This is a genomic window from Pandoraea commovens, assembly GCF_024704525.1.
In the GTDB taxonomy this organism is placed as follows: domain Bacteria; phylum Pseudomonadota; class Gammaproteobacteria; order Burkholderiales; family Burkholderiaceae; genus Pandoraea; species Pandoraea commovens.
Genome location: NZ_CP102780.1, coordinates 5,337,621 through 5,362,779 on the forward strand (window position 1 = coordinate 5,337,621; position 25,159 = coordinate 5,362,779).

Consider the following 25,159-nt stretch of genomic DNA (forward strand, 5'->3'; position numbering starts at 1 on the left):
CCCGCCCCAAGCCAAGACAGGAACGAGACACCATGACCGAAGCCTTCATCTGCGACGCGATCCGCACCCCCATCGGCCGTTACGGCGGTGCGTTGAAGGACGTTCGCGCCGACAACCTCGGTGCAATCCCCCTCAAGGCGCTGATGGCGCGCAACCCGAACGTCGACTGGACACTGATCGACGACGTCATTTACGGCTGCGCCAATCAGGCAGGTGAAGACAACCGCAACGTCGCTCGCATGGCGTCGCTGCTTGCCGAGTTGCCCATCGACGTGCCGGGCGCAACGCTCAACCGCCTGTGCGGCTCGGGCATGGACGCCATCGGCACCGCCGCGCGCGCCATCAAAGCGGGCGAAGCAGGGTTGATGATCGCAGGCGGCGTCGAATCGATGACGCGCGCGCCGTTCGTGATGGGCAAGGCCGACAGCGCGTTCTCGCGTCAGGCCGCCATTTTCGACACGACCATCGGCTGGCGCTTCATCAACCCGCTGATGAAGGCGCAGTACGGCGTCGACTCGATGCCGGAGACGGCGGAGAACGTGGCCGACGACTTCAAGATCAATCGCGAAGATCAGGACCGCTTCGCGCTGCGTAGCCAGGAGAAGGCCGCGCGCGCGCAAGCCGACGGCACGCTCGCACAGGAAATTACGCCGGTGTCGATCGCCCAGAAAAAGGGCGACGCCATCGTCGTGGAACATGACGAACATCCGCGCGCCACGAGCATGGAAGCGCTGGGCAAGCTCAAAGGTGTGGTTCGCGCGGACGGCACCGTTACCGCCGGCAACGCCTCCGGCGTGAACGACGGCTCGTGCGCCCTGCTGCTCGCCAGCGAAAGCGCCGCCAAGCTGCATGGCCTCACGCCGCGTGCCCGCGTGCTCGGCATGGCAACCGCCGGTGTCGCACCGCGCATCATGGGCATCGGCCCGGCCCCGGCTACGGTCAAGCTGCTCAAGCAATTGAACATGACGCTCGACCAGTTCGACGTCATCGAACTGAACGAAGCGTTCGCCAGCCAGGGCCTGGCCGTGCTGCGTCAACTCGGCCTCGCCGACGACGACGCCCGCGTGAACCCGAACGGCGGCGCGATCGCACTGGGCCATCCGCTGGGTGCGTCGGGCGCGCGTCTGGTGACGACGGCGATGTATCAGCTTCACCGCACGGGCGGTCGCTTCGCGCTGTGCACGATGTGCATCGGCGTGGGTCAGGGCATCGCCATCGCCATCGAGCGCGTCTGAGCGATACCCCTTCTATATATAGAGAGCCCCGGAGACAGCCCCCGATGACCGCCACGATTCAACTGACGCTGCAAGACAACGTCGCCACGATCACGCTCAACCGCCCCGAGAAGCTCAACAGCTTCACGCGGCAGATGCATGCGGAATTGCGCGACGCCCTCGATACCGCTCAGGCACAGGGCGCGCGCGCCATTGTCCTGACCGGTGCAGGCCGGGGCTTCTGCGCCGGGCAGGATCTGGCGGATCTGGACTTCACGCCGGGTGCATCGACCGACCTCGGCGCGCTGATCGACGAGAACTTCAACCCGCTCGTGCGCAAACTGCGCGCCATGCCGATGCCGGTGATTGCTGCGGTGAACGGCATCGCCGCAGGTGCAGGTGCGAACCTCGCCCTGGCGTGCGACATCGTGCTGGCCAGCGCTTCCGTCAACTTCGTGCAGGCGTTCGTGAAGATCGGCCTTGTGCCGGATACCGGCGGCACGTGGTTCCTGCCGCAACGCATCGGCATGGCCCGCGCGATGGGGCTGGCGATGCTCGGCGACAAGCTCTCGGCCGAACAGGCCGAACAGTGGGGCCTGATCTGGCGCTGCGTCGACGACGACGTGCTGTTGTCCGAAGCCCAAAAGCTCGCCACGCAACTGGCCACGCAACCGACGAAGGCGCTCGCAACCATCAAGGAAGCGCTCTACGCCTCGGCAACCAACACGCTCGATCAGCAACTGGATCTGGAACGCGACGGACAACGCTCGCTGGGCGCGTCGTATGACTATGCGGAAGGCGTGAACGCGTTCCTGCAAAAGCGCGCGCCGAAGTTCGAAGGCCGCTGACCGCCGCCGAAGTACAGACGAAGCACAGACGAAGCACCAAGCAAGCTGAAGGTACGCAGGACCAAGGAAAAGCAGAACAAGCAGCGACGCACACCGAACGCCAAAACCACACGCGCCGCGCGAGAGACCACGACATAACAAGATTAGACGAGACACAAGAGGAACCCCGATGAGCCAAACCTCCGCCGCCAAAGCCGTCAGCGATATGACGCCGGAAGAACTCGCCCACGCTACGGGCGAAGCGATGTACAGCACCGACCGAGCGAGCCAATGGCTGGGCATGGAGTTGCAGGAAGTGCGTCCGGGCTATGCCCGTATGACGATGCGCATTCGCGACGAATTCCTCAACGGTCACGCGATCTGCCACGGCGGCCTGATGTTCACGCTGGCCGATTCGACGTTTGCGTTCGCCTGCAACAGCTACAACGTCGTGACGGTGGCGGCCGGTTGCAGTATCGAGTTCCTCAAGCCGGTCTCGGGCGGCGACACGCTCACCGCCGAAGCGCAGGAGCAGGTGCTCTCGGGGCGTCATGGCATCTACGACATTCGTTTGACGAACAACGCCGGTGAAGTGGTGGCGATGTTCCGCGGCAAGTCCGCACAGATCAAGGGCAGCGTCGTCTGACGAGGCCCGGCCATACTCAGTAATACGCGCACCCGGGCTCGGGCGCGCGCAAGGTAATCAACGTATCAGCGTAAGAAGCAAGACCCCAAGGAGACAGTCATGACCACCGCCTTGCCGCTCGAGCCGATCGAGAAAGCGAGCCTCGACGAACTGCGCGCCCTTCAGCTCGACCGACTGAAGACGACGCTGCGGCATGCCTATGAGAATTCACCGGTGTATCGCCGGAAGTTCGACGAGGCCGGCGTCCACCCGGACGAACTGACCTCGCTGGCCGACCTGGCCAAGTTCCCGTTCACGACGAAGCAGGATCTGCGCGACAGCTATCCCTTCGGCATGTTCGCGGTTCCGATGGAACAGGTCTCGCGCGTGCATGCGTCCTCGGGCACCACGGGCAAGCCGACGGTCGTGGGCTACACCGCCAACGACATCAGCACGTGGGCCGATCTGGTCGCGCGCTCGATTCGCGCCTCCGGTGCGCGTCGCGGCGACAAGGTGCACATCAGCTATGGCTACGGCCTGTTCACGGGCGGTCTCGGTGCCCACTACGGCGCAGAGCGCGCGGGCCTGACGGTGATCCCGTTCGGCGGCGGTCAGACCGAGAAGCAAGTGCAACTGATTCAGGACTTCAAGCCGGACATCATCATGGTGACGCCGAGCTACATGCTCGCGATTGCCGACGAACTGGAACGTCAGGGCATCGTGGCGGCGGAATCGTCGCTGCGCATCGGCATCTTCGGCGCAGAGCCGTGGACGAACGACATGCGCACGGCCATCGAAAAGCGCATGGGCATCGACGCCGTCGACATTTACGGTCTGTCGGAAGTGATGGGCCCGGGCGTGGCGTGCGAATGCGCCGAGACGAAGGACGGTCCGACCATCTGGGAAGATCACTTCTATCCCGAAATCATCGATCCGGAGACGGGTGAAGTGCTGCCCGACGGCGAGTTCGGCGAACTGGTGTTCACGTCGCTCACGAAGGAAGCGCTGCCGATCATTCGTTACCGCACGCGCGATCTCACCCGTTTGCTGCCGGGTACGGCGCGCACGATGCGTCGCATGGAGAAGATCACCGGCCGTTCGGACGACATGATGATCATTCGCGGCGTGAACGTCTTCCCGTCGCAGATCGAAGAATTGCTGCTGCGTCAGCCGGTGCTTTCCCCGCACTACCAGATCATTCTGGATAAGGAAGGCCCGATGGACACGATGGCGGTAGACGTCGAGGCGGCCGTCGGATGCGACGACGCGGCTGCGTTGCAAGCGGCCGGCGGTGAACTCAAGCGCGACATCAAGACGCTCATCGGCGTGTCGTGCGCGGTGCGCGTGAAGCCAGTCGGCGGCATCGAGCGCTCCGTCGGCAAAGCACGCCGGGTTGTGGACAAGCGCCCGCGCTAAGCCATTAGCACCCGCTCGTCAGCATGAAAAAAGCCCGCGGCCTTCGCGGGCTTTTTCTTGGACGTCGGAACTTGCCGGACTTATCGGAAGCGATCCGGCTTACTGGTTCGGTAGGAACACCCACATCTTGCCGCTCTGACGCATGCGTCCGGCCAGATCGCCTGCATCGTCGCCCAATCCCCAGAAGAAGTCCGCACGAACGCCGCCCTTGATCGCACTGCCGGTGTCCTGCGCGAACATCAGCCGGTTGATCGGCGAATTGGCCTGCGGCCCAAACGGCGGACGCGTCGTCGACAGGAACACGGGGCTACCCAGCGGGATCGACGCCGGATCGACGGCAATGGAGCGCTCTGCCGTCAACGGCACACCCAGCGCGCCGATGGGGCCTTCGATGCCGCCCACGCCGTGGTTCGGCATCTCGCGGAAGAAGACGAAACGCGGGTTCACGTCGAGCAACGCATCGACGCGCGACGGGTTAGCGCGCGCCCAGGCGCGAATGCCCTGCATCGTCGCCTGCGCGGCGGTGATCTCGCCGCGATCGATCAGCCAGCGACCAATCGACTTGTACGGCTGATCGTTGTTGCCGCCGTAACCCACGCGCATGATCGAACCGTCGTCGAGCACGATCTGGCCGGAGCCCTGCACTTGCAGGAAGAACGCCTCGATAGGATCATCGACGTACACCAGCTCGTAACCGCGCAACATGCCGCTGCGCATCAGTTCGGCGCGGGCGGGAAGCGATCCGGCTTTGCGGCCGGCGGGCCATTTGTAGAGCGGCGTCTGGTAGACCCCGGTGCGCACGCGCGAGCCGTGCAGCAGCGGTTCGTAGTAACCGGTAATCAGGCCCGTCTGCGTCCCATCGGAGTTCGCGATGCGAAACGGCGTAAAGTACTGCTCAAAGAATTGACGCACGGAGGCCGCGTCGAGATCGTCAAGCTGCTCGGAGGCCCGGCAGGCCGGTTGCCACTTCGCCTGACGGCTCAGCTTCACGCAGGTTTGGGCCAGCGCAAGGCGCGCGCCGATCAGGGAATCGTCCTGCCAGCCGTCGACATCGGCCCATGTCACGGCCTGCATGCGACCTGCACCGGACGGGGGCGTTGCCACATTCGACGGCGGAACGCCTGGACGCGACGGGGTCGACGGAGGCACACTCGAACAACCATAGAGCAATGCGGCAAACGCGGCGAGCGCCAGGCCCCGGCCAGCGCGCCACCGCCCGAACACATTCAGGAAGAGCGTCATGAGTAATCTGTTCGATGAATATCCGGCCTTGCTGGTGTTGCCGGAGGTGTTGCTGGCGATCGTGATCGTCGCCGCTATCGTGATCCTGCGACGCAAGCCGTCGCCCGGACGCAGAGTTCGCCAGATGCGCGCCACCCGGCCGATGCCGAGCGACACTGTGGACCCCGTGGACCCACGCGACGCGTCCGGCGACCCGCTCAAGAAGGAAGACTGGTCCGACGACCGTCGCTGACGCGCCAGTCTGTCGAACCACGCCAACGGTGCGCGCATGCCCGGCTCAGTGCAGCGTACGCGGCATGGTCAGCGCGAATTCCGCGATGGGCGCTTCGAAGCGCGTGCCGTCTTCCGCCACACAGAAATAATCGCCGCGCATGGTGCCCACCGGCGTGGCGACCATCGCCCAGCTCGTGTACTCGAACTGTTCACCCGGCTGGAGGAACGGCTGATGGCCAACCACACCCAGCCCGTTCACTTCCTGGACCTTGTTGTCGCCGTCGGTAATCACCCAGTGACGCGAAATCAGCTGTGCCGGCACTTCGCCGCTGTTGCGGATGGTGATCGTGTAGGCGAAGGCAAACTGCCGCCGATCCGGTTCCGACTGTTCCGGGAGGTACTGCGGACGCACGGTGACGGTAAATTCGTACTGGCTCATCGGGTGTTCCTGTAGCGCATGCGTGCTCTCTGATGTTGTTCTGGTCTGACTCTTATGGGACTGCGGCGGGTTCCAGCAGCGTGACAGGCGAAAAACATAAATGCTGTCCCGTTTTGCAAGGCATTCTGCGGCAAGTCGTCGCGGGTCGCAACCAGCAAACGCCCTTCGAATGCCCTTCGAACGCCCGCCAAGCGCCCCCCGGAACGTCCGCTCGCCGTATGCCACGGAAAGGCTTTCCGGCCGGGGCCTCCGGCACGCAACGGGCAAGCGTCATGTGAAAGCTTTAAAATAGCGCTTTTGACGCCTTCCCCCTGCCCTGCCATGACGCAATTCTGTATCGCCCCCAGCATCCTGTCCGCCGACTTTGCCCGGCTGGGCGAAGAAGTCCGTAACGTCGTGGCGGCGGGCGCCGACTGGATTCACTTCGACGTGATGGACAACCATTACGTTCCCAACCTGACGATCGGCCCGATGGTCTGCGAAGCCATTCGCCCGCACGTGGACGTGCCCATCGACGTGCATCTGATGGTGCGCCCGGTCGACCGCATCGTGCCCGACTTCGCCAAGGCCGGTGCCAATCTGATCACGTTCCACCCGGAAGCCTCGGAACACGTGGACCGCACGCTGAGCCTGATTCGCGATAACGGCTGCAAGGCCGGTCTCGTCTTCAACCCGGGGACGCCGCTGCATTACCTCGACCACGTGATGGATCGCCTGGACATGGTGCTCATCATGTCGGTCAACCCCGGTTTCGGCGGTCAGTCGTTCATTCCGGAAGCACTCAACAAGCTGCGCGCCGTGCGTGCCCGTATCGACGCGTACACCGCCGAGACCGGCCGTGAGATCCGTCTCGAAATCGACGGCGGCGTGAAGGTCGACAACATCGCCGAAATCGCGGCGGCAGGCGCGGACACGTTCGTCGCCGGTTCGGCCATCTTCGGCAAACCCGACTACAAGGCGGTAATCGATCAGATGCGCGCCCAACTCGCGAGCGTCGCATGATCCAGAATCCGCATCTTCAGCTGGACGGCATCCGCGCGGTGCTGATCGACCTCGACGGCACGCTCGTCGACACCGCAGGCGACTTCGGTGTCGCACTGAACGCCATGCTCGCCGACCTCGGCGCCGAACCGGTGCCGGTCGAGCGACTGATGACGTTCGTAGGCAAGGGCACGGCCAACCTCGTGCGCAAGACGCTTGCCGTACGTTTTCCCGAGTCGGACATCGACGCGCTGTTCGACCGTGCGCAAGACAAGTACGAAGCCGTCTACACGTCGATCAACGGCGAGAACACGGTGCTCTATCCCGAAGTGCGCGAAGGGCTGGCCGCGTTGCGCGAAGCCGGTCTGCCGGTGGCCTGCATCACGAACAAGCAGCATCGTTTCGCGGTCGACCTGCTCGCACACTACGGCCTGAGCGATCAGTTCGACCTCGTGTACGGTGGCGACTCGTGGCCCAAGCGCAAGCCGGACCCGATGCCGCTCGTCAAAGCGTGTGAAGCGTTCGGTGTCGCACCCGCACAAACGGTGCTCGTCGGCGACTCCGGTAACGACGCGCAGGCCGCGCGCGCTGCGGGCTGCCGCTCGCTCACGGTGCCGTACGGCTACAACCATGGCGAATCTATACAAACGATCGACACGGATGGTATAGTCGCCTCAATTCTGGGCGCTGCCCGGGCGATTCTGCCCAAAGCGACGTCCGCACTGGCGAACTGAATTCGTCATCTTCCACACTGCATTCAAGCAATGTTCCTGAACAAGAAACGGAGTCTTAGCGTGATCGACCGGGGGGCCTGGCCCTGGCGACGCTGGTCCTGCTGAACCCTTCCCAAAGGGGTGGCCGGGACCGCCGAAGTTCGTCTTCGGCAACCCGTTTCTTGCATCGCTGTTGTTCCCAAGAAGTCATCAATCGGCGCGCCGTCCCGTACGGCGTGCGGATTCGTCGAGACGCATCGTTTCCTCAGCTTTCGTCGAACCGTCGTTGTCGTATCGTCGACGCGCGCGGGTTCGCTGCGGATCGGTACGCCGCGACGTGGGTCAGCACATCCCACCCCGACACGACTCAGGTATTCTCAACGCCAATCCACGCCGATTCTGCGGGACCGCCCGCCGGCAAACTTGCAGGCAGAGTGCAACATGACCGAACTCGAATTCAAATCGCTGGCCAATCAGGGCTTCAACCGCATCCCGCTGATCGCAGAAGCCTTTGCCGATCTCGACACCCCGCTGTCGCTTTATCTCAAGCTGGCGTTGGGGGACCGGCGCGGGGCGAACACTTTCCTGCTGGAGTCAGTCGTCGGGGGCGAGCGCTTCGGCCGCTACTCCTTCATCGGCCTGTCCGCCCATACGCTGCTGCGCAGCTTCGGCCCGAAGACCGAGGTCGTGCGCGACGGTGCCGTCGTCGAGACGCATGAGGGCGACCCGCTCGAATTCATCACCCAGTTTCAGGCGCGCTTCAAAGTGGCGCTGCGCCCGGGCATGCCGCGTTTCTGCGGTGGCCTCGCCGGTTACTTCGGCTATGACGCCGTGCGCTACATCGAGAAGAAGCTCGCACACACCGCGCCGCGCGACGACCTGAATCTGCCGGACATCCAGTTGCTGCTCACCGAAGAACTCGCCGTGATCGACAACCTGACCGGCAAGCTCTACCTCATCATCTACGCCGACCCCACGCAGCCGGAAGCCTATTCGAAAGCACGCCTGCGTCTGCGCGAGTTGCGCGCGCGCCTGAAAGCGCCGGTCGACGCCCCCGTCACGTCCGGCAGCGTGCGCACCGAGACCTTCCGCGAATTCGCCAAGCCGGACTATCTGGCCGCCGTCGCCAAGGCGAAGGAAGCCATCGCCGCCGGTGAACTGATGCAGGTGCAGGTCGGCCAGCGCCTCATCAAGCCGTACCGCGACGCCCCGCTCTCGCTTTATCGTGCGCTGCGCTCGCTCAACCCGTCGCCGTACATGTACTTTTACAACTTCGGCGACTTCCAGGTCGTGGGCGCATCGCCGGAGATTCTGGTGCGTCAGGAACGTCGTCAGACGCCCGACGGCGAACACGAGATCGTGACGATTCGTCCGCTCGCGGGTACGCGTCCGCGCGGCGCAACGCCCGAGCGCGACGCCGAACTGGCGAAGGAATTGCTTGGTGATCCGAAGGAAATCGCCGAACACGTGATGCTGATCGATCTGGCCCGCAACGACGTGGGCCGCATCGCGCAGACCGGCACCGTCGAAGTCACCGACAAGATGGTCATCGAGAAGTACTCGCACGTGCAGCACATCGTGAGTTCGGTGGAAGGTCGTCTGCAACCGGGCCTGTCGAATATCGACGTGCTGCGCGCCACCTTCCCGGCTGGCACGCTCACCGGCGCACCGAAGGTGCGTGCAATGGAACTGATCGACGAACTCGAACCGGTCAAGCGCGGCCTCTATGGCGGCGCGGTAGGTTATCTGTCGTTCGGCGGCGAGATGGACGTCGCCATCGCGATTCGCACCGGCGTGGTGAAGGACGGCAATCTGTACGTACAGGCCGCCGCTGGCATCGTAGCCGACTCGGTGCCCGAATCGGAATGGCAAGAAACGGAGAACAAGGCGCGCGCCGTGCTGCGCGCGGCCGAACAGGTGCAGGACGGACTCGACGCAGAGTACTGATCCCCACATCCTCACACCGCTGCACCAATGTGAAGCGCATTGCCGTTTAAAACGCGACACGCTTCCCTACATTGCATGTCGGTGACGCTTCACCCGGAAAGGCCTCGAATCGATGCTCTAGTCGATTCGGGGCCTTTCTTGATTTAGCACAACCGTTCGCTTTTTTCGACCGCTTTGGTATACGCCGATTGACGTCACCCACGATATAGTTAGGTGTCCGTCGGGAGGTCGAAGCTTCTATGGCGAAACCATGCAATCCACGTATGCGTTCCGACATCGCGAATACCCCAGCGATGTTCCCAACGTCCGTCAGACCTAGTCGGCCCAATAGACTCATTGGGCCCAGGTTCCTCATATCGATGACGGCTGCGCTTGCCGCTGCCGTGCTCAGCGGCTGTATTTCGATGGCGCCCACTTACGAGCGCCCCGCCGCCCCTGTCGCCAATGTGTGGACGCCGGACGTCAGCGCCTCACCCGCCACGGCAACGGCTCAGCCCGCGTCTGCGCTCGACTGGCGCGAGTACTTCGCCGATCCGCAGCTACGCAGCCTCATCGACACCGCCCTCGCGAACAATCGCGATCTGCGCGTCGCGCTAGCGCGCGTGGAACAAGCGCGCGCGGTGTACGGCATTCAACGCGCCGATCTATTTCCTTCCGCAGGCATCGGCGCGAGTGGCACACGGCAACGTCTGCCCGGCGACCTGAGTCTCACCGGCAATCCCTACATCAGCAGCCAGTATCAGGTCGGCCTCGGCCTGTCGACATGGGAGCTGGACTTCTGGGGCCGCATCCGCAATCTGAAAGACGCAGCGCTCGACGACTATCTCGCGTCCGACGCCTCGCGTCGCGCGCTCGAACTCAGCCTGATCTCGCAAGTTGCGCAGACGTGGCTGAGTCTGCGCGAATTCGACGAACGCATCGCGCTTGCGCAGCAAACGGTCGACAGCCGAGCCGAGTCGCTGCGCATCTTCACGCGACGCGAGCAAGTCGGCTCGACGTCGAAGCTCGACCTCACGGAAGTCACCACGCTCTGGCAACAAGCGCGGGCACTCGTCACGCAACTCGAACAGCAACGCGCGGTGCAGGCGCACGCGTTGCAAGTGCTTGTCGGCGTGCCCATCGACACGTCGCCGCAAGCGCTCGATCGCACGGTCGACGATGCCAATCTGATGCGCGACCTCGAGCCCGGCTTACCGTCGTCGTTGCTGGAGGATCGTCCGGACATCATCGCGGCCGAGTATCAACTGCGCGCAGCGCATGCCAACATCGGCGCAGCCCGCGCCGCGTTCTTCCCGCAGATCACGCTGACGGGCTCCGTCGGCACGGCAAGCAGCGCACTCGACGGCCTGTTCAAAGCTGGCAGCGCCGCGTGGACCTTCACGCCGAGCATCAACATTCCGATCTTCCAGGGCGGACGTCTCGTCAACAATCTCGATCTGGCCGAAGCGCGTCGCGTGGAGTCGGTGGCGAATTACGAGAAGACGATTCAGGGCGCATTTCGCGACGTCGCCGATGCGTTGAGCGCACGCCGCTGGCTCGCCGAGCAGGTGACGATCCTGCAAGCGACGCAGGACGCGCAGGCGGAACGCGCGCGTCTCGCCAAGCTGCGTTACGACCACGGCGCCGCGGCCTTCCTCGAAGTCCTCGACGCCCAACGCGATCTACTCGCCATCGAACAAACCACAGTGCAGACGAGACGCGCGCTGCTCTCCGCACGCGTCTCGCTCTACACGGCGCTCGGCGGTGGCAGCCGACTCATGCCTGCGGCCGACACACCCTCGGGACTGTTCGGACAAACGCCCCGCGTCATCGAGCCATCGCCGAGCACGGCGAACACCGCGCCGACCGTCCAATAATTTGAAGAGGTCACAGAACATGGCACTTCCCAACGCCAAGAAACTCGTTCCAGCCCTGATCGTGCTCGTCGTGATCGGGCTGGGATGGTACGGATGGAAGACCTACAGCCACACCGGCCCGGGCGACGGTTTCGCCAGCGGCAACGGGCGCATCGAAGCCACCGAAGTCGATATCGCGACGAAGATGGCCGGACGCGTCGAAGCCATCTACGTGCGCGAAGGCGACTTCGTGAAAGCGGGGCAAGTCCTAGCCAAGATGCAGATCGACACGCTCAACGCCCAGCGTGACGAAGCCCGCGCGCAGTATCAGCAGGCTGTGACCAACGTCGCCGCGATTCAGGCGCAGGCTGCGGCGCGTCTGTCGGACAAGGCGACGGCCGAAGCCAACGTGGCCGCGCGCGAAGCCGAACTCGATGCGGCACAACGCCGTCTCTCGCGCTCGGAAACGCTCTCGAAGGAAGGCGCATCGTCGGTGCAGGAACTCGACGACGACCGCGCACGTGTGCGAAGCACCCGCGCCGCCGTCACTGCGGCCAAAGCGCAGGTTGCCGCCGCGCAATCGGCCGTGGAAGCAGCTAACGCGCAAGTCACCGGATCGAAATCGACGGTCGAAGCCGCGAAGGCCACCATCAGCCGGATCGAAGCCGACATCACCGACAGCGAACTCAAGGCACCGCGCGACGGGCGTGTGCAGTATCGCGTCGCGCAGCCGGGCGAAGTGCTCGCGGCGGGCGGCAAAGTCCTCAACCTCGTCGACCTGTCGGATGTATACATGACGTTCTTCCTGCCCGAAGCCGTCGCGGGACGCCTCGCGATGGGCGCCGAAGCCCGCATCGTGCTCGACGCCGCACCGCAGTTCGTCATTCCCGCCAGTATCTCGTTCGTCTCCAGCACGGCACAGTTCACGCCGAAGACAGTGGAGACCGAAAGCGAGCGTCAGAAGTTGATGTTCCGCGTGCGCGCACAGATCGCGCCCGAACTGCTGCAGCAACATCTGAAGCTCGTGAAGACCGGCCTGCCCGGCGTGGCATGGGTGAAGACCGACAGCAAGGCAGAGTGGCCGGCCCAGTTGCAGACCAAGCTGCCGCAGTGAGCCGCGCGTCATGACGGACTCCTCCTCACCAGAGAACGGCAGAGACACGCCCGGGCACGGCGCACCGCCGGTTGTTCATGTCGTGGACGTCACGCTCAAGTACGGCCGCAAGACGGTCGCGCTCGATAGCGTCTCCATCGACATCCCGGCGAACTGCATGGTCGGGCTGATCGGGCCGGACGGTGTCGGCAAATCGACGCTGCTCTCGCTCATCGCAGGCGCGCGTGCCGTGCAGACGGGCACCGTCGAAGCGCTCGGCGGCGACATGGCAAGCAAAGCGCACCGCGACCTCGTCTGCCCGCGCATCGCCTACATGCCGCAAGGGCTGGGCAAGAACCTGTATCCGACGCTCTCCGTCGAGGAGAACCTGCAATTCTTCGCGCGCCTGTTCGGTCACGACGCCGCAGAGCGACGCCGCAGAGCGACGCCGCCGCATCGACGACCTCACGCGCAGCACCGGTCTGCATCCGTTTCTCGATCGTCCGGCGGGCAAGCTCTCCGGTGGCATGAAGCAGAAGCTCGGTCTGTGCTGCGCACTGATCCACGATCCCGATCTGCTGATTCTCGACGAGCCGACCACCGGCGTGGACCCGCTCGCCCGCGCGCAGTTCTGGGATCTGATCGCGCGCATCCGACGCGAACGTCCGGCGATGAGCGTGATCGTCGCGACCGCCTACATGGATGAAGCACAGCGCTTCGACTGGCTCGTCGCAATGGACGCAGGCAATATCCTCGCAACCGGCACACCGACCGAGTTGCTCGCCCGCGCGCAGCGCGACAACCTCGAAGCCGCCTTCATCGATTTGCTGCCGGAAGAGAAGAAACGCGGTTACGAGCCGGTCGTGATTCCGTCGTTGCATATCGACGAACACACCGAGATCGCCATCGAGGCCAAAGGGCTGACAATGCGCTTCGGCGATTTCGTCGCCGTCGATCATGTGGACTTCCGGATTCGTCGCGGGGAAATCTTCGGCTTCCTCGGCTCGAACGGCTGCGGCAAGTCGACCACGATGAAGATGCTCACGGGCCTGCTGCAAGCGAGCGAAGGACAGGCGTGGTTGTTCGGTCACGAGGTCGACCCGAAGGACATCGACACGCGCCGTCGCGTGGGCTACATGTCGCAGGCGTTCTCGCTCTACACCGAACTCACGGTGCATCAGAACCTCGTGCTGCATGCGCGACTGTTCCACGTGCCTGAGGCCGAAGTCGACGCACGTGTCGACGAGATGGTGCAGCGCTTCGGACTGGCCGACGTGCTCGACACGTTGCCCGACAGCATTCCGCTTGGCATGCGTCAGCGTCTGTCGCTGGCCGTGGCGATGGTGCACAAACCCGAACTGCTGATCCTCGACGAACCGACGTCGGGCGTCGATCCGGTTGCGCGCGACAACTTCTGGCGTCTGCTGGTGGAGTTGTCCCGGCGTGACCGCGTGACGATCTTCATCTCCACGCACTTCATGAACGAGGCCGACCGCTGCGACCGCATCTCGCTGATGCACGCGGGCAAGGTACTTGTCTCCGATCCGCCCGCGAAGATCACGAAGGACAAAGGCGCCCACACGCTCGAACAGGCGTTCATCGAATATCTGGTGGAGGCCGGTGGCGGCACCCCGGAAGCCCCCGAGACACCGAAGACGGAAGTGGCTGCCACCGCTGCGACACCGTCACACGCGAAGCTCAAGGGCTTCTCGCTCGGCCGGATGATCAGCTACCTCTGGCGCGAAACGCTGGAGTTGCAACGCGATCCGGTGCGCGCCACGCTGGCGCTGGTCGGCTCGCTCGTGCTCATGCTGGTGATGGGGTACGGCATCAGCATGGACGTCGAGGATCTGCGCTACGCAGTGCTCGACCGCGACCAGACCACGATGAGCCAGAACTACGCCCTCAACATCGCGGGGTCGCGTTACTTCATCGAACAACCGCCGATCACCGATTACGACGACATGGACCGCCGCCTGCGCGACGGCGAACTCGCGCTGGCCATCGAGATTCCACCGGGTTTCGCGCGCGACGTGTCACGCGGCAAAGCCGTGCAGATCGGCGCGTGGATCGACGGCGCGATGCCGATGCGTGCCGAAACCGTGCAAGGCTATGTGCAAGGCATGCATCAGAACTGGCTGGCCGATCAGTCCTTGCGACGGCTCGGCGTCAAGCCAACGGCGTCGCTCGACATCGAGACGCGCTTTCGCTACAACCCCGACGTCAAGAGCCTTCCTGCGATGGTCCCGGCCGTGATTCCGTTGCTGTTGCTGATGCTCCCGGCGATGCTCACGGCGCTCTCCGTCGTGCGCGAGAAGGAACTCGGCTCGATCCTGAATCTGTACGTGACGCCCGTCACGCGCACGGAATTCCTGATCGGCAAGCAGATTCCGTATGTGGCGCTCGCCATGCTGAACTTCCTGCTCATGGCGCTCATCGCCGTGACGCTCTTCGGCGTGCCCATCAAGGGAAGTTTCCTGACGCTGGTTACGGCGGTCTTCATTTTCAACGTGGTCGCCACGGGTATCGGCCTGCTCGCGTCCACCTTTACCCGCAGTCAGATCGCGGCCCTGTTCTTCACGATGATCGGCACGATGATCCCGGCGATTCAGTTCTCCGGCATGCTCACGCCGGTGCCGTCGATGGAGGGCTCGGGCCGGTTCATCGGCGAGATCTATCCGGCGACTTACATGCTGATCATCAGTCGCGGCGTCTTCAACAAGGCGCTTGGCTTCGGCGATCTCGGCAACGCCTTCTGGCCGATGCTCATCGCCGTGCCCGTGATTCTGGGCGCGACGGTCCTGCTGCTCAAGAAACAGGACAAGTGATGGCTAGCCCGAACGCACCGCAAGCCTCCCCATCCACAGCGCGCGACACCAGCGCCACGCCGCCGCGTCGCAAGCATCCGTGGTTGCGGCATGTCGCGAACATCTACCGGCTCGGCGTGAAGGAGCTTTGGAGTCTCGTGCGTGACCCGATGATGCTGGTGCTCATCGTCTATACGTTCACCGCATCGGTCTATTCGGCGGCCACGGCACAACCCGAGACGTTGCACATGGCCCCCATCGCCATCGTGGACGAAGACGCCTCGCCGCTTTCGCAGCGCATCGTCTCGGCGTTCTACCCGCCGCAGTTCACCACGCCGCAGATGATTACGGCGAACGCTGTCGACCGGGGCATGGACGAGGGCGCGTACACGTTTGCGCTGAACATTCCGCCGAACTTCCAGCGCGACCTGCTGGCGGGGCGCGCGGCCGAAGTACAGCTCAATGTCGACGCCACGCGCATGAGTCAGGCGTTCTCGGGCAGCGGCTATGTGCAGCAGATCGTGTCGGCGGAAGTGCGCGAATTCCTTCAGCGATACCGATCCACGCCGGAGTTGCCCGTCGACCTGGCGTTGCGCGTGCGCTTCAATCCGACGCTGGAGCGGGCGTGGTTCGGCGCGCTGATGCAGATCATCAACAACATTACGATGCTGTCGATCATTCTGACGGGCGCGGCGCTGATCCGTGAGCGCGAGCACGGCACCATCGAGCACTTGCTCGTCATGCCGGTGACACCGACCGAGATCATGCTGGCGAAAGTCTGGTCGATGGGGCTGGTCGTGCTGATCGCGGCGGCCATGTCGCTGTGGTTGATCGTGAGCGGCGCGCTGCACGTGCCGATTGGCGGGTCGGTGGCGTTGTTCCTGCTGGGGGCCACGCTGCACCTGTTCGCCACCACGTCGATGGGCATCTTTCTCGCGACGCTCGCGCGCTCGATGCCGCAGTTCGGCATGTTGTTGATTCTGGTGCTACTGCCGCTGCAAATGCTCTCGGGCGGGAACACGCCGCGTGAAAGCATGCCGAAGCTGGTGCAGGACGTGATGCTCGCCGCGCCCACGACGCACTTCGTCGAACTGGGTCAGGCCATTCTGTTCCGTGGCGCCGGGATCGGCGTCGTGTGGGTGCAGTTCGCAGCGCTTGCGATCATCGGCGCGGTGTTCTTCGCTTTCTCGCTGCGACGTTTTCGTCGCACGCTCAGTTCGATGGCATGACGAGGATCACGAGGGCCCGTCGCCGTTCTCGGACGCGGCTTTCCGCCAACCCCGTCATGCCGGATTTGTGAGGTCATTGCCATGCCCGCCAAGTCGTCTGCCGCACTGGAACGCCGCTCGTCTCAGTCCCTCCGAAGCGCTCGCGCCACATCGTCCGCCGCCACCGGTGACGCGCCGTGGCTAGCCGCCAATCCGTGGCTCGCCAATCTGCCGTGGATGTCGGCCGCCGCCGAGTATGCCGTCGACGCGTGGCAGCGCAGCGTGCTGTTCGCCGACGTCATGCGTCAGCGCGGCAATCAGTATCAGGCGCATCTGGCCGAGTCAGCGCCCAACGTGCTCGACTTCGACGCCGAGGTGATTCTCGACGCCCACGAGCTGCCGCGTCCCTGCAACTATTGCCTGATGCGCATCGTGCCGCCGAAGGACACGCCCACACTGCCGAATGCGCGTCCGTTCGTCGTGGTCGATCCGCGTGCGGGGCACGGTCCCGGCATCGGTGGCTTCAAGCCCGACAGCGAGATCGGTGCGGCGTTGCGCGCGGGGCATCCGTGCTATTTCGTCGGCTTCCTGCCCGACCCTGTCCCCGGACAAACGGTCGAGGACGTGATGCGCGCCGAAGCGGCGTTTCTCGAGAAGGTCATTTCGATGCATCCGGAGAGTGCAGGCAAACCGGCGGTCATCGGCAACTGTCAGGCCGGATGGCAGATTCTGATGACGGCCGCGATGCGCCCCGAACTGTTCGGCCCGATCATCGTGGCGGGCGCACCGGTGTCCTATTGGGCGGGCTGGCGCGGACGCAATCCGATGCGCTACTCCGGTGGTCTGCTCGGCGGCAGTTGGCTCACGGCGCTCACGAGCGATCTCGGCGACGGCCGGTTCGATGGCGCGTGGCTGGTGCAGAACTTCGAAAGTCTCGATCCGGCGAACACGCTCTGGCGCAAGAAGTATCACCTGTATGCGAACGTCGACACGGAGGCACAGCGCTATCTCGGCTTCGAGAAGTATTGGGGCGGGCACGTCTTCCTGAACGCGCAGGAGATGCAATACATCGTCGACAACCTGTTCGTCGGCAACCGGCTCACGAGCGCGGAGCTGATCACGAGCGATGGCATCCGAATCGACTTGCGCAACATCCGCTCACCCATCGTGGTGTTCTGTTCATACGGCGACAACATCACACCGCCACCGCAAGCGCTCGGCTTCGTGACGGACATGTATCGCGACGACGCGGAAGTACTCAGTCACGATCAGACCATCGTCTACGCCACCCACGACAGCATTGGCCATCTCGGCATCTTCGTGTCTGGCAGCACCGGGCGTAAGGAGCATCGCAAGTTCGTCAACAACATCGATCTGATCGACGTGTTGCCCGCAGGCATCTATCAGGCACAGATCGCCGACAAGACCGACGACACGCTGCACGGCGAGCTGGCCGAAGGCGATTACGTGATGTCGATTCAGCGCCGCAGTGTGGAGGACGTGCGCGCCATCGTGCAACCGGATACGCAAAGCGACCGGCGCTTCGCAGCGGTGGCGCATCTGTCCGACATTCACCTGGGGTTGTATCGCAGTCTCGTGCAGCCGTGGGTGCGCGCGATGGTGACGCCGACGTCGGCCTACTGGATGAGGTTGCTGCATCCCCTGCGTGTGAGCTACGAGCTGTGGTCGGATCGCAATCCGTTTGCGGCACCGTTCGCCGAGAAGGCGGAACGCGTGCGGGAGACGCGTCATACCGTGTCTTCCGACAATCCCTTCCTTGCTTTGGAGACGGCCGTGTCGACGGCGATCGAGGCGTCGCTGAACTTCTACCGCGACATTCGCGACGACGGTTACGAGAAGGCGTTCGAGACGATCTACGGTCAACCGTGGGTGCAAGCGCTCGCCGGGCTGCACGGCAGCGATGGCACCGCGGTACGGGTGCATCCGGGCACGTCGCCCGAGCATGTCGCGTTCGTGAAGGAAGCGCTGGAACTGCGCCGTCACGAGGTGCGTCAGGGCGGTGTGCTGGAAGCGGGGATTCGCGCGTTGCTCTGGGTGCACCGTCTGCATGGCGAAGCGGACGAGCGGCAGTTCAATCTCGCACGTTCGTTGCCGCGTGGCGACACCGAAATTTCGATTGAGCGCTTCCGCGAGATCATTCGGCGTCAGGCGGGTTTGCTGCGCATGGCGCCGAATGCCGCGATGGAGGCCATTCCGGGCATGCTGGCACAGGCGTCGCCAACGTCGATTCGGCTGGTGGCGAAGGCCGTGAAGGAGCTGAGTTTCGCGGTGCCTCTGGAGGATGGCGAACAGAGCGATCTGGAACGCGTGCTCGCCGTCTTCGAACGGGCCGCGCAAAAGCGCGGGGCCGACGTGGAAGGGACAGGTAAGACAAGCGTAGCGGCTAAGCCTCGCGCCACGACGAGTCGCAAGGCAACCTCTCCCGCCACCACGCCTCGTAAGCGGACGACTGCCACGAAGATGTCCACCACGACGGCCGCCGTCAAAACTACACGGACGTCGCGAGCGAAGAAGTCGGTCTGAGCGTCGACATGGCGGCGACGCGCGACGCATCGCCGCCATGCCCACCGTCACCCACAGGCACGACCAACCGCGCCACCAATCCCCCACCCTCGCGTGGCGCGAATTCAAGCGTTGCGTCGAAACGCCTCGCAATCGCCTGCACGATAGAGATGCCCAACCCTGCCCCCTCACCCCGCTGACGCCCCTGATCGCCCCGCCAGAATCGCTGGCCCAGTTGCGCCGTATGCGCAGCGGCAAGGCCCGGCCCTCGGTCGCTTACCTCTATGCAGTATCTTTGGTCCGGTTCGTCCAATGTCACCGACAACGTGATCTCGCTGCCTGCCGGGGAGTAACGCATCGCGTTGTCCAACAAATTTCTTAATGCCGTCGCCAGCATCGAACGCGGCAACACCGATCCTGTGTCTGTCGCTGAAATGCTAACCAGGATCCTGCCACTTCGACGACGGACCGGGGCCCCTTTCCCCTGCTCAGACATTGACCCAACTCGCATTGAAAAGGGGCCCCGATCCGTCTCTCCCATTTCAGTCAAAACCTCCTCGATCACCTCCGTCACCGACTCGCACCTGTCGTGCTCGTGGATCGGCGCGTCCGTCCTCGCCAATGTCATCAACTGATCCAACGTGTGGCCCAGTCGCTTTACGCCCGCACTCGCCTGCTGCAACGCCTGCTTCGACACACTGCCCTGCGTCAACGCCGCCACCTGCAAATGCGTGTCGATTGCCGTCAACGGCGTTCGCAACTCGTGCGCCGCACCATCCGTGAACGCCCTCTGGCCCGCCAAGGTCTGCGCCAACCTGTCCAACCAACCATTCAACGCCACTACCACCGGCTTCAATTCCTTCGGCGCTTTGCCAATATCCACCGGCGTGGTGTCGTCAGTCCGCTTTCCACGCAACGTCGCGCGTAACGTCTCCAGTGGCGTCAGTCCCCTTCCGATACCCATCCACAACGCCATCAGACCGCCAATGACCGCGATCAGGAATGGAATGCCCGCCGCACGCAACATGCCATTCGTCAACACAGCCCGTCGCTTGACGAGATCCGCCGTCATCACCTGATATCCCGCCGCGTCCTGCAATACATAGATGCGCCAGTTGCGGCCGTCGATCTCTCTTGTGCTGAAGCCCGTCGGCAACGTCATCGCCGACGTCTTGGGACTGCCGTCCGTCTGTGCCAGCACCGCGCCCTGCAACGACCGGATTTCGCAGGCGATCCCGTCACTTCCTCCCGCGCGAATGACCTCGCCCCAATCTCTCGGCTCGGGATGCGGCGAGAATGCCGCGCGCGCCATCAGGCCCGCCACCATGTTGGCCGACATCGCCAGGCGCTCGTCGAGCGCTTCGTCAAGGCTCGCGCGCACGCCGCGCATCATCCATCCCGCCGCTGCCATCCAAAGCACGATCAGCGCCACGCCAGCGATCAGCACCGCCCTAAGTCGAAGGCTCATGACAAGCTCCATCCCAACCGATATCCCAGACCGCGCGAGGTCTGGATGGCGTCGCATCCCAACTTGCGACGCACGTTATGTATGTGAACGTTCAGCACATTGCTGTTGATGCGCTCCGTCATGCCGTAAAGCCGCACGTGCAGCATGTCGGGCGACAACCAACGCCCCCGGCTGCTCGCCAGGTACGCGAGCAAATCGACTTCGCGGCGCGACAGTTCGACCGGCGTGCCGTCGAGCCACGCCAGCCCGCTCGCGGGATCGAGCCGCAACGGGCCCGCCTCGATGATCTGCGCCGCACGTCCATGCGTACGTCGCACCAATGCATGCAAGCGCGCCGCCAGTTCGCGCAGATCGAAGGGCTTGCTCATGTAGTCGTCGGCCCCGGCGTTCAAGCCCGAGATCCGGTGTTCGATGCCGTCGCGCGCGGTGAGGATCAGCACGGGAACGTCCGGCTCGACGGCACGAACGCTGGCGATCAGGTCGAGACCGTCGCCATCGGGCAGGCCGAGATCGAGCACCAACGCATCGAAGTTGTTCTCGGCATGCGCCGCCATGGCCGCCTCGCCGCACGCAGTCGCCTCGACCTGTATTCCCAAAGTCGAAAGCCCCGCAACGATGCCGCTCGTAATCAGAGGATCGTCTTCTACCAGCAGTACTCGCATTGATTCACGCCTCTCCCACGCGTCTCCGACGTCGCTCCGACGCCTCGCGACATGTTACGTATATCGCGCATCGCGATGATGCAGGACTGTTGGCGAGACGGGGTGTTAACTCTCGGTTAATCGTTCTGCGCCACGCTCTGTCTTGCTTCGACCGCCCCGAGGAGAACAGATTGCTTCGCCGAATACTTTTCATCTTTGTGATTTTGCTCAGCGCACTCAGTGCGCTTGGCGTCACCCTCGTGACGCCCGCCGCCGCCGTGCTGCCCTGGCAGTCCGGAAATCAGGTGCTGGACGTCGCGCAAGTGCTTCGCCTCGATGCACCTCGCCGTGAAGACGGTGTCATTATCATCTCCAGCAAGATTGCTAAGGATCACTATGTTTATCGTCATTCGATTCGCGTAGAAGATTCCGACGGCAAGCCCGTCCACTTCACGCTGCCCGATGGCACCCGACACTTCGATGAGTTCTTCGGGAACACCCAGATCTTCTGGGACGACGATTTGCATGTGAAGTTGCCTGAATTGGCGGGAATGGATTTCGTTACGCTTTACTGGCAAGGCTGCGCCCAGGCAGGGATTTGCTATCCCCCGCAAAAGGTGCGAATTTCGCTGAACGGCGATTTCCCTTCGGGCGGGTACAAGGACGTGTCGACGGCGCTTGCCGCGCTTTCCGCTCCGGCCGCGACCTCGGCACCGGCGGCTCCGGACGACGCGTCGGACGCCCCGGCGCCCCCCACCGCCAACGCGGCGGCGACGGCCGCTTCGCCCGAGACAACGGGCGACACCGAAACGCTCGCCGCCGATCAGGCCGCTGCCGCCCAGCTCGCGGCGCTCGACCCCATCGCAGCGAAATTGCTGTTCTTCGGCTTCGGACTGCTGCTGGCGTTCACGCCGTGCGTGCTGCCGATGGTCCCCATCGTCTCGACGATGATTGTCGGCAATCGGCCCTCGCCGTTGCGCGCTTTGGCACTCTCAAGCGCGTATGTCGTCGCGATGGCATTGACCTACGCCAGCGTGGGCGTGGCGGCTGCCCTGGCCGGTGCCAACCTTCAGGCGACGCTGCAAGCACCGTGGCTCCTGAGCGCGTTCGCCACCCTCTTTCTGGTGCTCGCTGCGTCGTTGTTCGGACTATTCGAACTGCGCCTGCCTGCGTTCATCATGAATCGTCTGGACGCCGCTGGTCGTAACCGCACAGGCGGCAGTCTCGCGAGTGCGGCCGCGCTCGGGTTTCTTTCGGCCCTCCTCGTCGGCCCCTGCATGACGGCGCCGCTGGCGGGCGCACTGCTCTACATCAGCCAGACAGGCAATGCGTGGATGGGTGGCGGCGCACTGTTCGCCATGGGCCTCGGCATGGGCACGCCGTTGCTGGCGATATCGCTGTTCGGTGCGCGTGTGCTGCCTCGCCCGGGGCCGTGGATGGTGCGTGTACGCATCGCCTTCGGCTATGTCATGACGGGAATGGCCATTGAGATGCTGAGCCGCTTCCTGCCTGGTCACGTCACGCTTGGGTTGTGGGGCGCACTCGGCGTCGGCCTGGCCGTGGGCATCGGCGGCTGGGCATGGGCGCTTCGCGGCAAGCCTGCGTGCTGGACGCTAGTATTTACCTCGACGCTCGCCGCGCTCTGGTCGGTGCTGTTGCTCGTCGGTGCAGCTTCGGGCGGTGAGTCGTTGTTGCGTCCGCTGGCGCGGGCGGATGGCGTAGCGCTCACCGGGAGCGATGGCACGGGCCAGCGCGCAGGCAAGTCGGTGAATTACGTCAGCGTGAAATCCGAACAGGACGTGGATGTGCGCATCGCGCAAGCCGCTGCCAAAGGGCAATGGACGCTCATCGATTTCTACGCAGACTGGTGCGTGAGTTGCCACGTCATCGAGCGCAACGTCTTCGGCGATCCGGCAGTGGCCGCGCGTCTGGCGCGCATGCAGGTGCTGCGCCCCGACGTCACCAAGAACAACGATATCGATCAGGCGCTGATGAAGCACTGGAGCGTGATGGGACCGCCCACGCTCATCCTCGTCGATGCGACGGGCAAGGAAGTTCGCGCGCATCGCATGGTCGGTGAAATGACCGCACAGACGTTCCTGCAACGCCTCGATGCGGCCCAAAACACGGAGGCTTCATGATTGGACTCGGCCCGTTCTCCGCGAAGACGGCAGCCCTCGCGGCAGCGACCATCCTTGCGTGGCTGGTGGCGCGTTATCTGCTGCGAAAAACGGATGCGAATTCGCGACGCGCCGGTGCCGGTGTACTGCTCGACGCCCTCTTCGTCGGTCTGTTCATCGCACGTGCAGCGTACGTGATTCGCTGGTGGCCCGAATACGCCGCAAGGCCGTGGTCGTTCATTGCGATTGGCGACGGCGGTTTCGACGTCTGGGCCGGGGCGCTCGCCGCCCTGGCATGGGGTCTCTGGCGCACGCGCCGGGATCGGGCGCAGCGGCGGCCGATGCTTGCGGGCATGGCAGCTGGTCTCGCGATCTGGGGGGCAATCCTCGCGGGTCTGGGTGTCGCGCTGCGCGATGCTCCGCCTCTGCCCTCGCTCACGCTCAACACCCTCGACGGACGCACCGTCGCGCTGGAAAGTCATCGCGGTCAGCCCGTCGTCATGAACCTCTGGGCAAGTTGGTGCCCGCCGTGCCGACGCGAAATGCCAGTGCTTGCACAAGCACAGAAGGAATATCCGAACGTGCGATTCCTGATGATCAATCAAGGTGAAGCAGCGCAAACGGTGGCCGAGTTCGTGCAATCGCAGGGACTGACGTTCGACCATCTGCTGCTCGATCCCCAGTCGCAAGCCATGCGCGCGTCCGAAACGCGTGCGCTGCCCACCACGCTGTATTTCGACACGAATGGCCGTCTCGTCGACGCTCATCTGGGCGAACTGACGGCCGCGCGCTTACGCGACGCGCTGCATCGCCATCTTCAACAATCCCCGGCGTCCCGTACGCCCAAGGAGTAATCCATGCCGGTTCGCAAGACTCTCGCTCTCGCCATCAGCTCGCTCTCGCTGCTCTGTATGTCGACGGTCGGCGTTGCCGCAGATGCAGCACCCGCATCGGGTTCGCCCACTTCTTCCGCCACTGCTCCCGGTGCCACAAAGCCGGTCATCGTGCAGGCGCTGGAGCACGAAGGCGTGACATCTCTGCAACCGTTCGACACCGGGGTCAAAGGCCTCCAGGCCTTCGCCGGACTGGCCGGTCAGCAGCCGATGGCGGTCTATGTGCTGGCGGACGGCACCGCCATCGTCGGTACCCGCATCGGCGCGGACGGCAAACCGCTCGACATCGAGCGCGTGACGCAACTTATCGAAAAACCGCTGGGCGATACGATCTGGTCGAAGCTCGCCGCCGCGCACTGGGTGCAGGACGGCAAGAAAGACGCACCGCGCATCGTCTACACCTTCAGCGACGCGAATTGCCCTTACTGCAATCGCTTCTGGGAGACGGCTCGGCCGTGGGTCGACTCGGGCAAGGTGCAGATGCGCCACGTGCTCGTCGGTGTCATCAAGCCCGACAGCGTGACGAAGGCAGCCGCGATCTTGGGCGCACCTAACCCGTCAGCCGCACTGCTTCAAAACGAACGAAAGTTTGCGCAGGGCGGCATTAAACCCGCACGGAGCGTTACCGAGACCATTGCGAAGAAACTTCAGAGTAACCAGATGCTGATGGCCGAACTCGGCTTCCGTGGCACGCCCGGTATCGTATATCGCAACGACAAGGGCATTGTGGAACGGGCGAACGGCATGCCTCCGTCCACTGCGCTCCCGACCATCCTTGGCGAAAAATGAGCCACGGCCGGGCGGGTGGCGACGCGCGCCCGTTTCGGCACACCGGCCGGCAGGCGTCGCAGAATCATCGAAGACTGGTGGGCGTCAGGCGCACATTCTTGCGGGAATCGGCCATAAGACGCCCGAATTTCGCCGAATGGCCGCTTTTTGCGACACCCATTCACG

At 64.0% G+C, this 25,159-nt stretch carries 19 protein-coding genes and 1 pseudogene; 16 read left to right on the forward strand and 4 right to left on the reverse strand.

What is annotated here, in order from left to right:
* The first annotated feature begins 32 nt into the window (after positions 1-32).
* From pcaF to paaK, 4 genes are all read left to right on the forward strand, one after another.
* The gene (pcaF, locus tag NTU39_RS24040) at positions 33-1,235 is read left to right on the forward strand and encodes a 3-oxoadipyl-CoA thiolase (RefSeq protein WP_150740853.1); all 1,203 of its coding nucleotides are present in this window, start codon (positions 33-35) and stop codon (positions 1,233-1,235) included.
* Between the two features lie 44 nt (positions 1,236-1,279).
* On the forward strand, positions 1,280-2,062 hold the full coding sequence (gene paaG / locus NTU39_RS24045; RefSeq protein ID WP_150666141.1) for a 2-(1,2-epoxy-1,2-dihydrophenyl)acetyl-CoA isomerase PaaG: 783 nt from the start codon (positions 1,280-1,282) through the stop codon (positions 2,060-2,062).
* 169 nt (positions 2,063-2,231) lie between these two features.
* Positions 2,232-2,687, forward strand: a complete 456-nt coding sequence (gene paaI, locus NTU39_RS24050) for a hydroxyphenylacetyl-CoA thioesterase PaaI (RefSeq protein ID WP_373275335.1) — start codon at positions 2,232-2,234, stop codon at positions 2,685-2,687.
* A gap of 99 nt (positions 2,688-2,786) precedes the next feature.
* A complete protein-coding gene (gene paaK, locus NTU39_RS24055) occupies positions 2,787-4,082 on the forward strand; it encodes a phenylacetate--CoA ligase PaaK (protein WP_150666142.1) in 1,296 nt (431 codons plus the stop codon).
* 99 nt (positions 4,083-4,181) lie between these two features.
* On the opposite strand, the gene mltA is transcribed toward paaK, so the two are convergent.
* On the reverse strand, positions 4,182-5,324 hold the full coding sequence (gene mltA, locus NTU39_RS24060; RefSeq protein WP_257958737.1) for a murein transglycosylase A: 1,143 nt from the start codon (positions 5,322-5,324) through the stop codon (positions 4,182-4,184).
* Between mltA and NTU39_RS24065 the strand changes: the two genes are divergently transcribed.
* On the forward strand, positions 5,323-5,556 hold the full coding sequence (locus NTU39_RS24065) for a hypothetical protein (protein ID WP_150666144.1): 234 nt from the start codon (positions 5,323-5,325) through the stop codon (positions 5,554-5,556). The two genes, mltA and NTU39_RS24065, sit on opposite strands and share 2 nt — an antisense overlap.
* 45 nt (positions 5,557-5,601) lie before the next feature.
* On the opposite strand, the gene apaG is transcribed toward NTU39_RS24065, so the two are convergent.
* Positions 5,602-5,976, reverse strand: coding sequence for a Co2+/Mg2+ efflux facilitator ApaG/CorD (apaG, locus tag NTU39_RS24070; RefSeq protein ID WP_150666145.1), 375 nt, complete (start codon positions 5,974-5,976; stop codon positions 5,602-5,604).
* 321 nt (positions 5,977-6,297) lie between these two features.
* On the opposite strand from apaG, the gene rpe reads away from it, so the two are divergent.
* The 8 genes and pseudogenes from rpe to NTU39_RS24110 all read left to right on the forward strand — a co-directional run bounded on the left by rpe (position 6,298) and on the right by NTU39_RS24110 (position 19,104).
* Positions 6,298-6,978, forward strand: a complete 681-nt coding sequence (rpe, locus tag NTU39_RS24075; RefSeq protein ID WP_010808649.1) for a ribulose-phosphate 3-epimerase — start codon at positions 6,298-6,300, stop codon at positions 6,976-6,978.
* Positions 6,975-7,691 (forward strand): phosphoglycolate phosphatase, encoded by a 717-nt coding sequence (locus NTU39_RS24080; protein ID WP_150666146.1) that lies wholly within the window; start codon positions 6,975-6,977, stop codon positions 7,689-7,691. Before rpe ends, NTU39_RS24080 begins: the two co-directional genes overlap by 4 nt.
* Positions 7,692-8,111: 420 nt before the next feature.
* The gene (trpE, locus tag NTU39_RS24085) at positions 8,112-9,617 is read left to right on the forward strand and encodes an anthranilate synthase component I (RefSeq protein WP_046289899.1); all 1,506 of its coding nucleotides are present in this window, start codon (positions 8,112-8,114) and stop codon (positions 9,615-9,617) included.
* 359 nt (positions 9,618-9,976) lie between these two features.
* On the forward strand, positions 9,977-11,473 hold the full coding sequence (locus tag NTU39_RS24090; RefSeq protein ID WP_257958739.1) for an efflux transporter outer membrane subunit: 1,497 nt from the start codon (positions 9,977-9,979) through the stop codon (positions 11,471-11,473).
* Positions 11,474-11,492: 19 nt separating this feature from the next.
* Positions 11,493-12,566: an HlyD family secretion protein gene (locus NTU39_RS24095; RefSeq protein WP_150666147.1), complete on the forward strand. Its 1,074-nt coding sequence runs from the start codon at positions 11,493-11,495 to the stop codon at positions 12,564-12,566.
* A 10-nt stretch (positions 12,567-12,576) separates the two neighbouring features.
* A pseudogene (rbbA, locus tag NTU39_RS24100) lies at positions 12,577-15,373 on the forward strand (ribosome-associated ATPase/putative transporter RbbA).
* Between the two features lie 83 nt (positions 15,374-15,456).
* Positions 15,457-16,581 (forward strand): ABC transporter permease, encoded by a 1,125-nt coding sequence (locus tag NTU39_RS24105; RefSeq protein WP_150666287.1) that lies wholly within the window; start codon positions 15,457-15,459, stop codon positions 16,579-16,581.
* 81 nt (positions 16,582-16,662) lie between these two features.
* Entirely contained in the window at positions 16,663-19,104 is a 2,442-nt protein-coding gene (locus tag NTU39_RS24110) for a DUF3141 domain-containing protein (RefSeq protein ID WP_444511786.1), read from the forward strand.
* Here the strand turns inward: NTU39_RS24110 and NTU39_RS24115 are convergent.
* Entirely contained in the window at positions 19,070-20,551 is a 1,482-nt protein-coding gene (locus NTU39_RS24115; RefSeq protein WP_257958740.1) for an ATP-binding protein, read from the reverse strand. The two genes, NTU39_RS24110 and NTU39_RS24115, sit on opposite strands and share 35 nt — an antisense overlap.
* Positions 20,548-21,213 (reverse strand): response regulator transcription factor, encoded by a 666-nt coding sequence (locus tag NTU39_RS24120; protein ID WP_150666150.1) that lies wholly within the window; start codon positions 21,211-21,213, stop codon positions 20,548-20,550. Before NTU39_RS24120 ends, NTU39_RS24115 begins: the two co-directional genes overlap by 4 nt.
* A 197-nt stretch (positions 21,214-21,410) precedes the next feature.
* Between NTU39_RS24120 and dsbD the strand changes: the two genes are divergently transcribed.
* The 3 genes from dsbD to dsbG are packed head-to-tail and all read left to right on the forward strand — an operon-like array spanning position 21,411 to position 24,994.
* The gene (dsbD, locus tag NTU39_RS24125; RefSeq protein WP_308340674.1) at positions 21,411-23,333 is read left to right on the forward strand and encodes a protein-disulfide reductase DsbD; all 1,923 of its coding nucleotides are present in this window, start codon (positions 21,411-21,413) and stop codon (positions 23,331-23,333) included.
* Positions 23,330-24,166 (forward strand): TlpA disulfide reductase family protein, encoded by an 837-nt coding sequence (locus NTU39_RS24130; RefSeq protein ID WP_257958741.1) that lies wholly within the window; start codon positions 23,330-23,332, stop codon positions 24,164-24,166. Before dsbD ends, NTU39_RS24130 begins: the two co-directional genes overlap by 4 nt.
* A 3-nt stretch (positions 24,167-24,169) precedes the next feature.
* Positions 24,170-24,994, forward strand: a complete 825-nt coding sequence (gene dsbG, locus NTU39_RS24135; RefSeq protein WP_257958742.1) for a thiol:disulfide interchange protein DsbG — start codon at positions 24,170-24,172, stop codon at positions 24,992-24,994.
* Positions 24,995-25,159: the final 165 nt, after the last annotated feature.

Bases quoted from the DNA above. Each gene is read 5' to 3' on its own strand.
- NTU39_RS24065 (WP_150666144.1), top strand. From the start codon at position 5,323: ATGAGTAATCTGTTCGATGAATATCCGGCCTTGCTGGTGTTGCCGGAG.
- NTU39_RS24130 (WP_257958741.1), top strand. From the start codon at position 23,330: ATGATTGGACTCGGCCCGTTCTCCGCGAAGACGGCAGCCCTCGCGGCA.
- rpe (WP_010808649.1), top strand. From the start codon at position 6,298: ATGACGCAATTCTGTATCGCCCCCAGCATCCTGTCCGCCGACTTTGCC.
- NTU39_RS24115 (WP_257958740.1), bottom strand. From the start codon at position 20,551: ATGAGCCTTCGACTTAGGGCGGTGCTGATCGCTGGCGTGGCGCTGATC.
- apaG (WP_150666145.1), bottom strand. From the start codon at position 5,976: ATGAGCCAGTACGAATTTACCGTCACCGTGCGTCCGCAGTACCTCCCG.
- trpE (WP_046289899.1), top strand. From the start codon at position 8,112: ATGACCGAACTCGAATTCAAATCGCTGGCCAATCAGGGCTTCAACCGC.
- NTU39_RS24080 (WP_150666146.1), top strand. From the start codon at position 6,975: ATGATCCAGAATCCGCATCTTCAGCTGGACGGCATCCGCGCGGTGCTG.
- NTU39_RS24090 (WP_257958739.1), top strand. From the start codon at position 9,977: ATGACGGCTGCGCTTGCCGCTGCCGTGCTCAGCGGCTGTATTTCGATG.
- NTU39_RS24095 (WP_150666147.1), top strand. From the start codon at position 11,493: ATGGCACTTCCCAACGCCAAGAAACTCGTTCCAGCCCTGATCGTGCTC.
- paaG (WP_150666141.1), top strand. From the start codon at position 1,280: ATGACCGCCACGATTCAACTGACGCTGCAAGACAACGTCGCCACGATC.
- NTU39_RS24110 (WP_444511786.1), top strand. From the start codon at position 16,663: ATGCCCGCCAAGTCGTCTGCCGCACTGGAACGCCGCTCGTCTCAGTCC.
- pcaF (WP_150740853.1), top strand. From the start codon at position 33: ATGACCGAAGCCTTCATCTGCGACGCGATCCGCACCCCCATCGGCCGT.
- NTU39_RS24120 (WP_150666150.1), bottom strand. From the start codon at position 21,213: ATGCGAGTACTGCTGGTAGAAGACGATCCTCTGATTACGAGCGGCATC.
- dsbG (WP_257958742.1), top strand. From the start codon at position 24,170: ATGCCGGTTCGCAAGACTCTCGCTCTCGCCATCAGCTCGCTCTCGCTG.
- paaI (WP_373275335.1), top strand. From the start codon at position 2,232: ATGAGCCAAACCTCCGCCGCCAAAGCCGTCAGCGATATGACGCCGGAA.
- paaK (WP_150666142.1), top strand. From the start codon at position 2,787: ATGACCACCGCCTTGCCGCTCGAGCCGATCGAGAAAGCGAGCCTCGAC.
- mltA (WP_257958737.1), bottom strand. From the start codon at position 5,324: ATGACGCTCTTCCTGAATGTGTTCGGGCGGTGGCGCGCTGGCCGGGGC.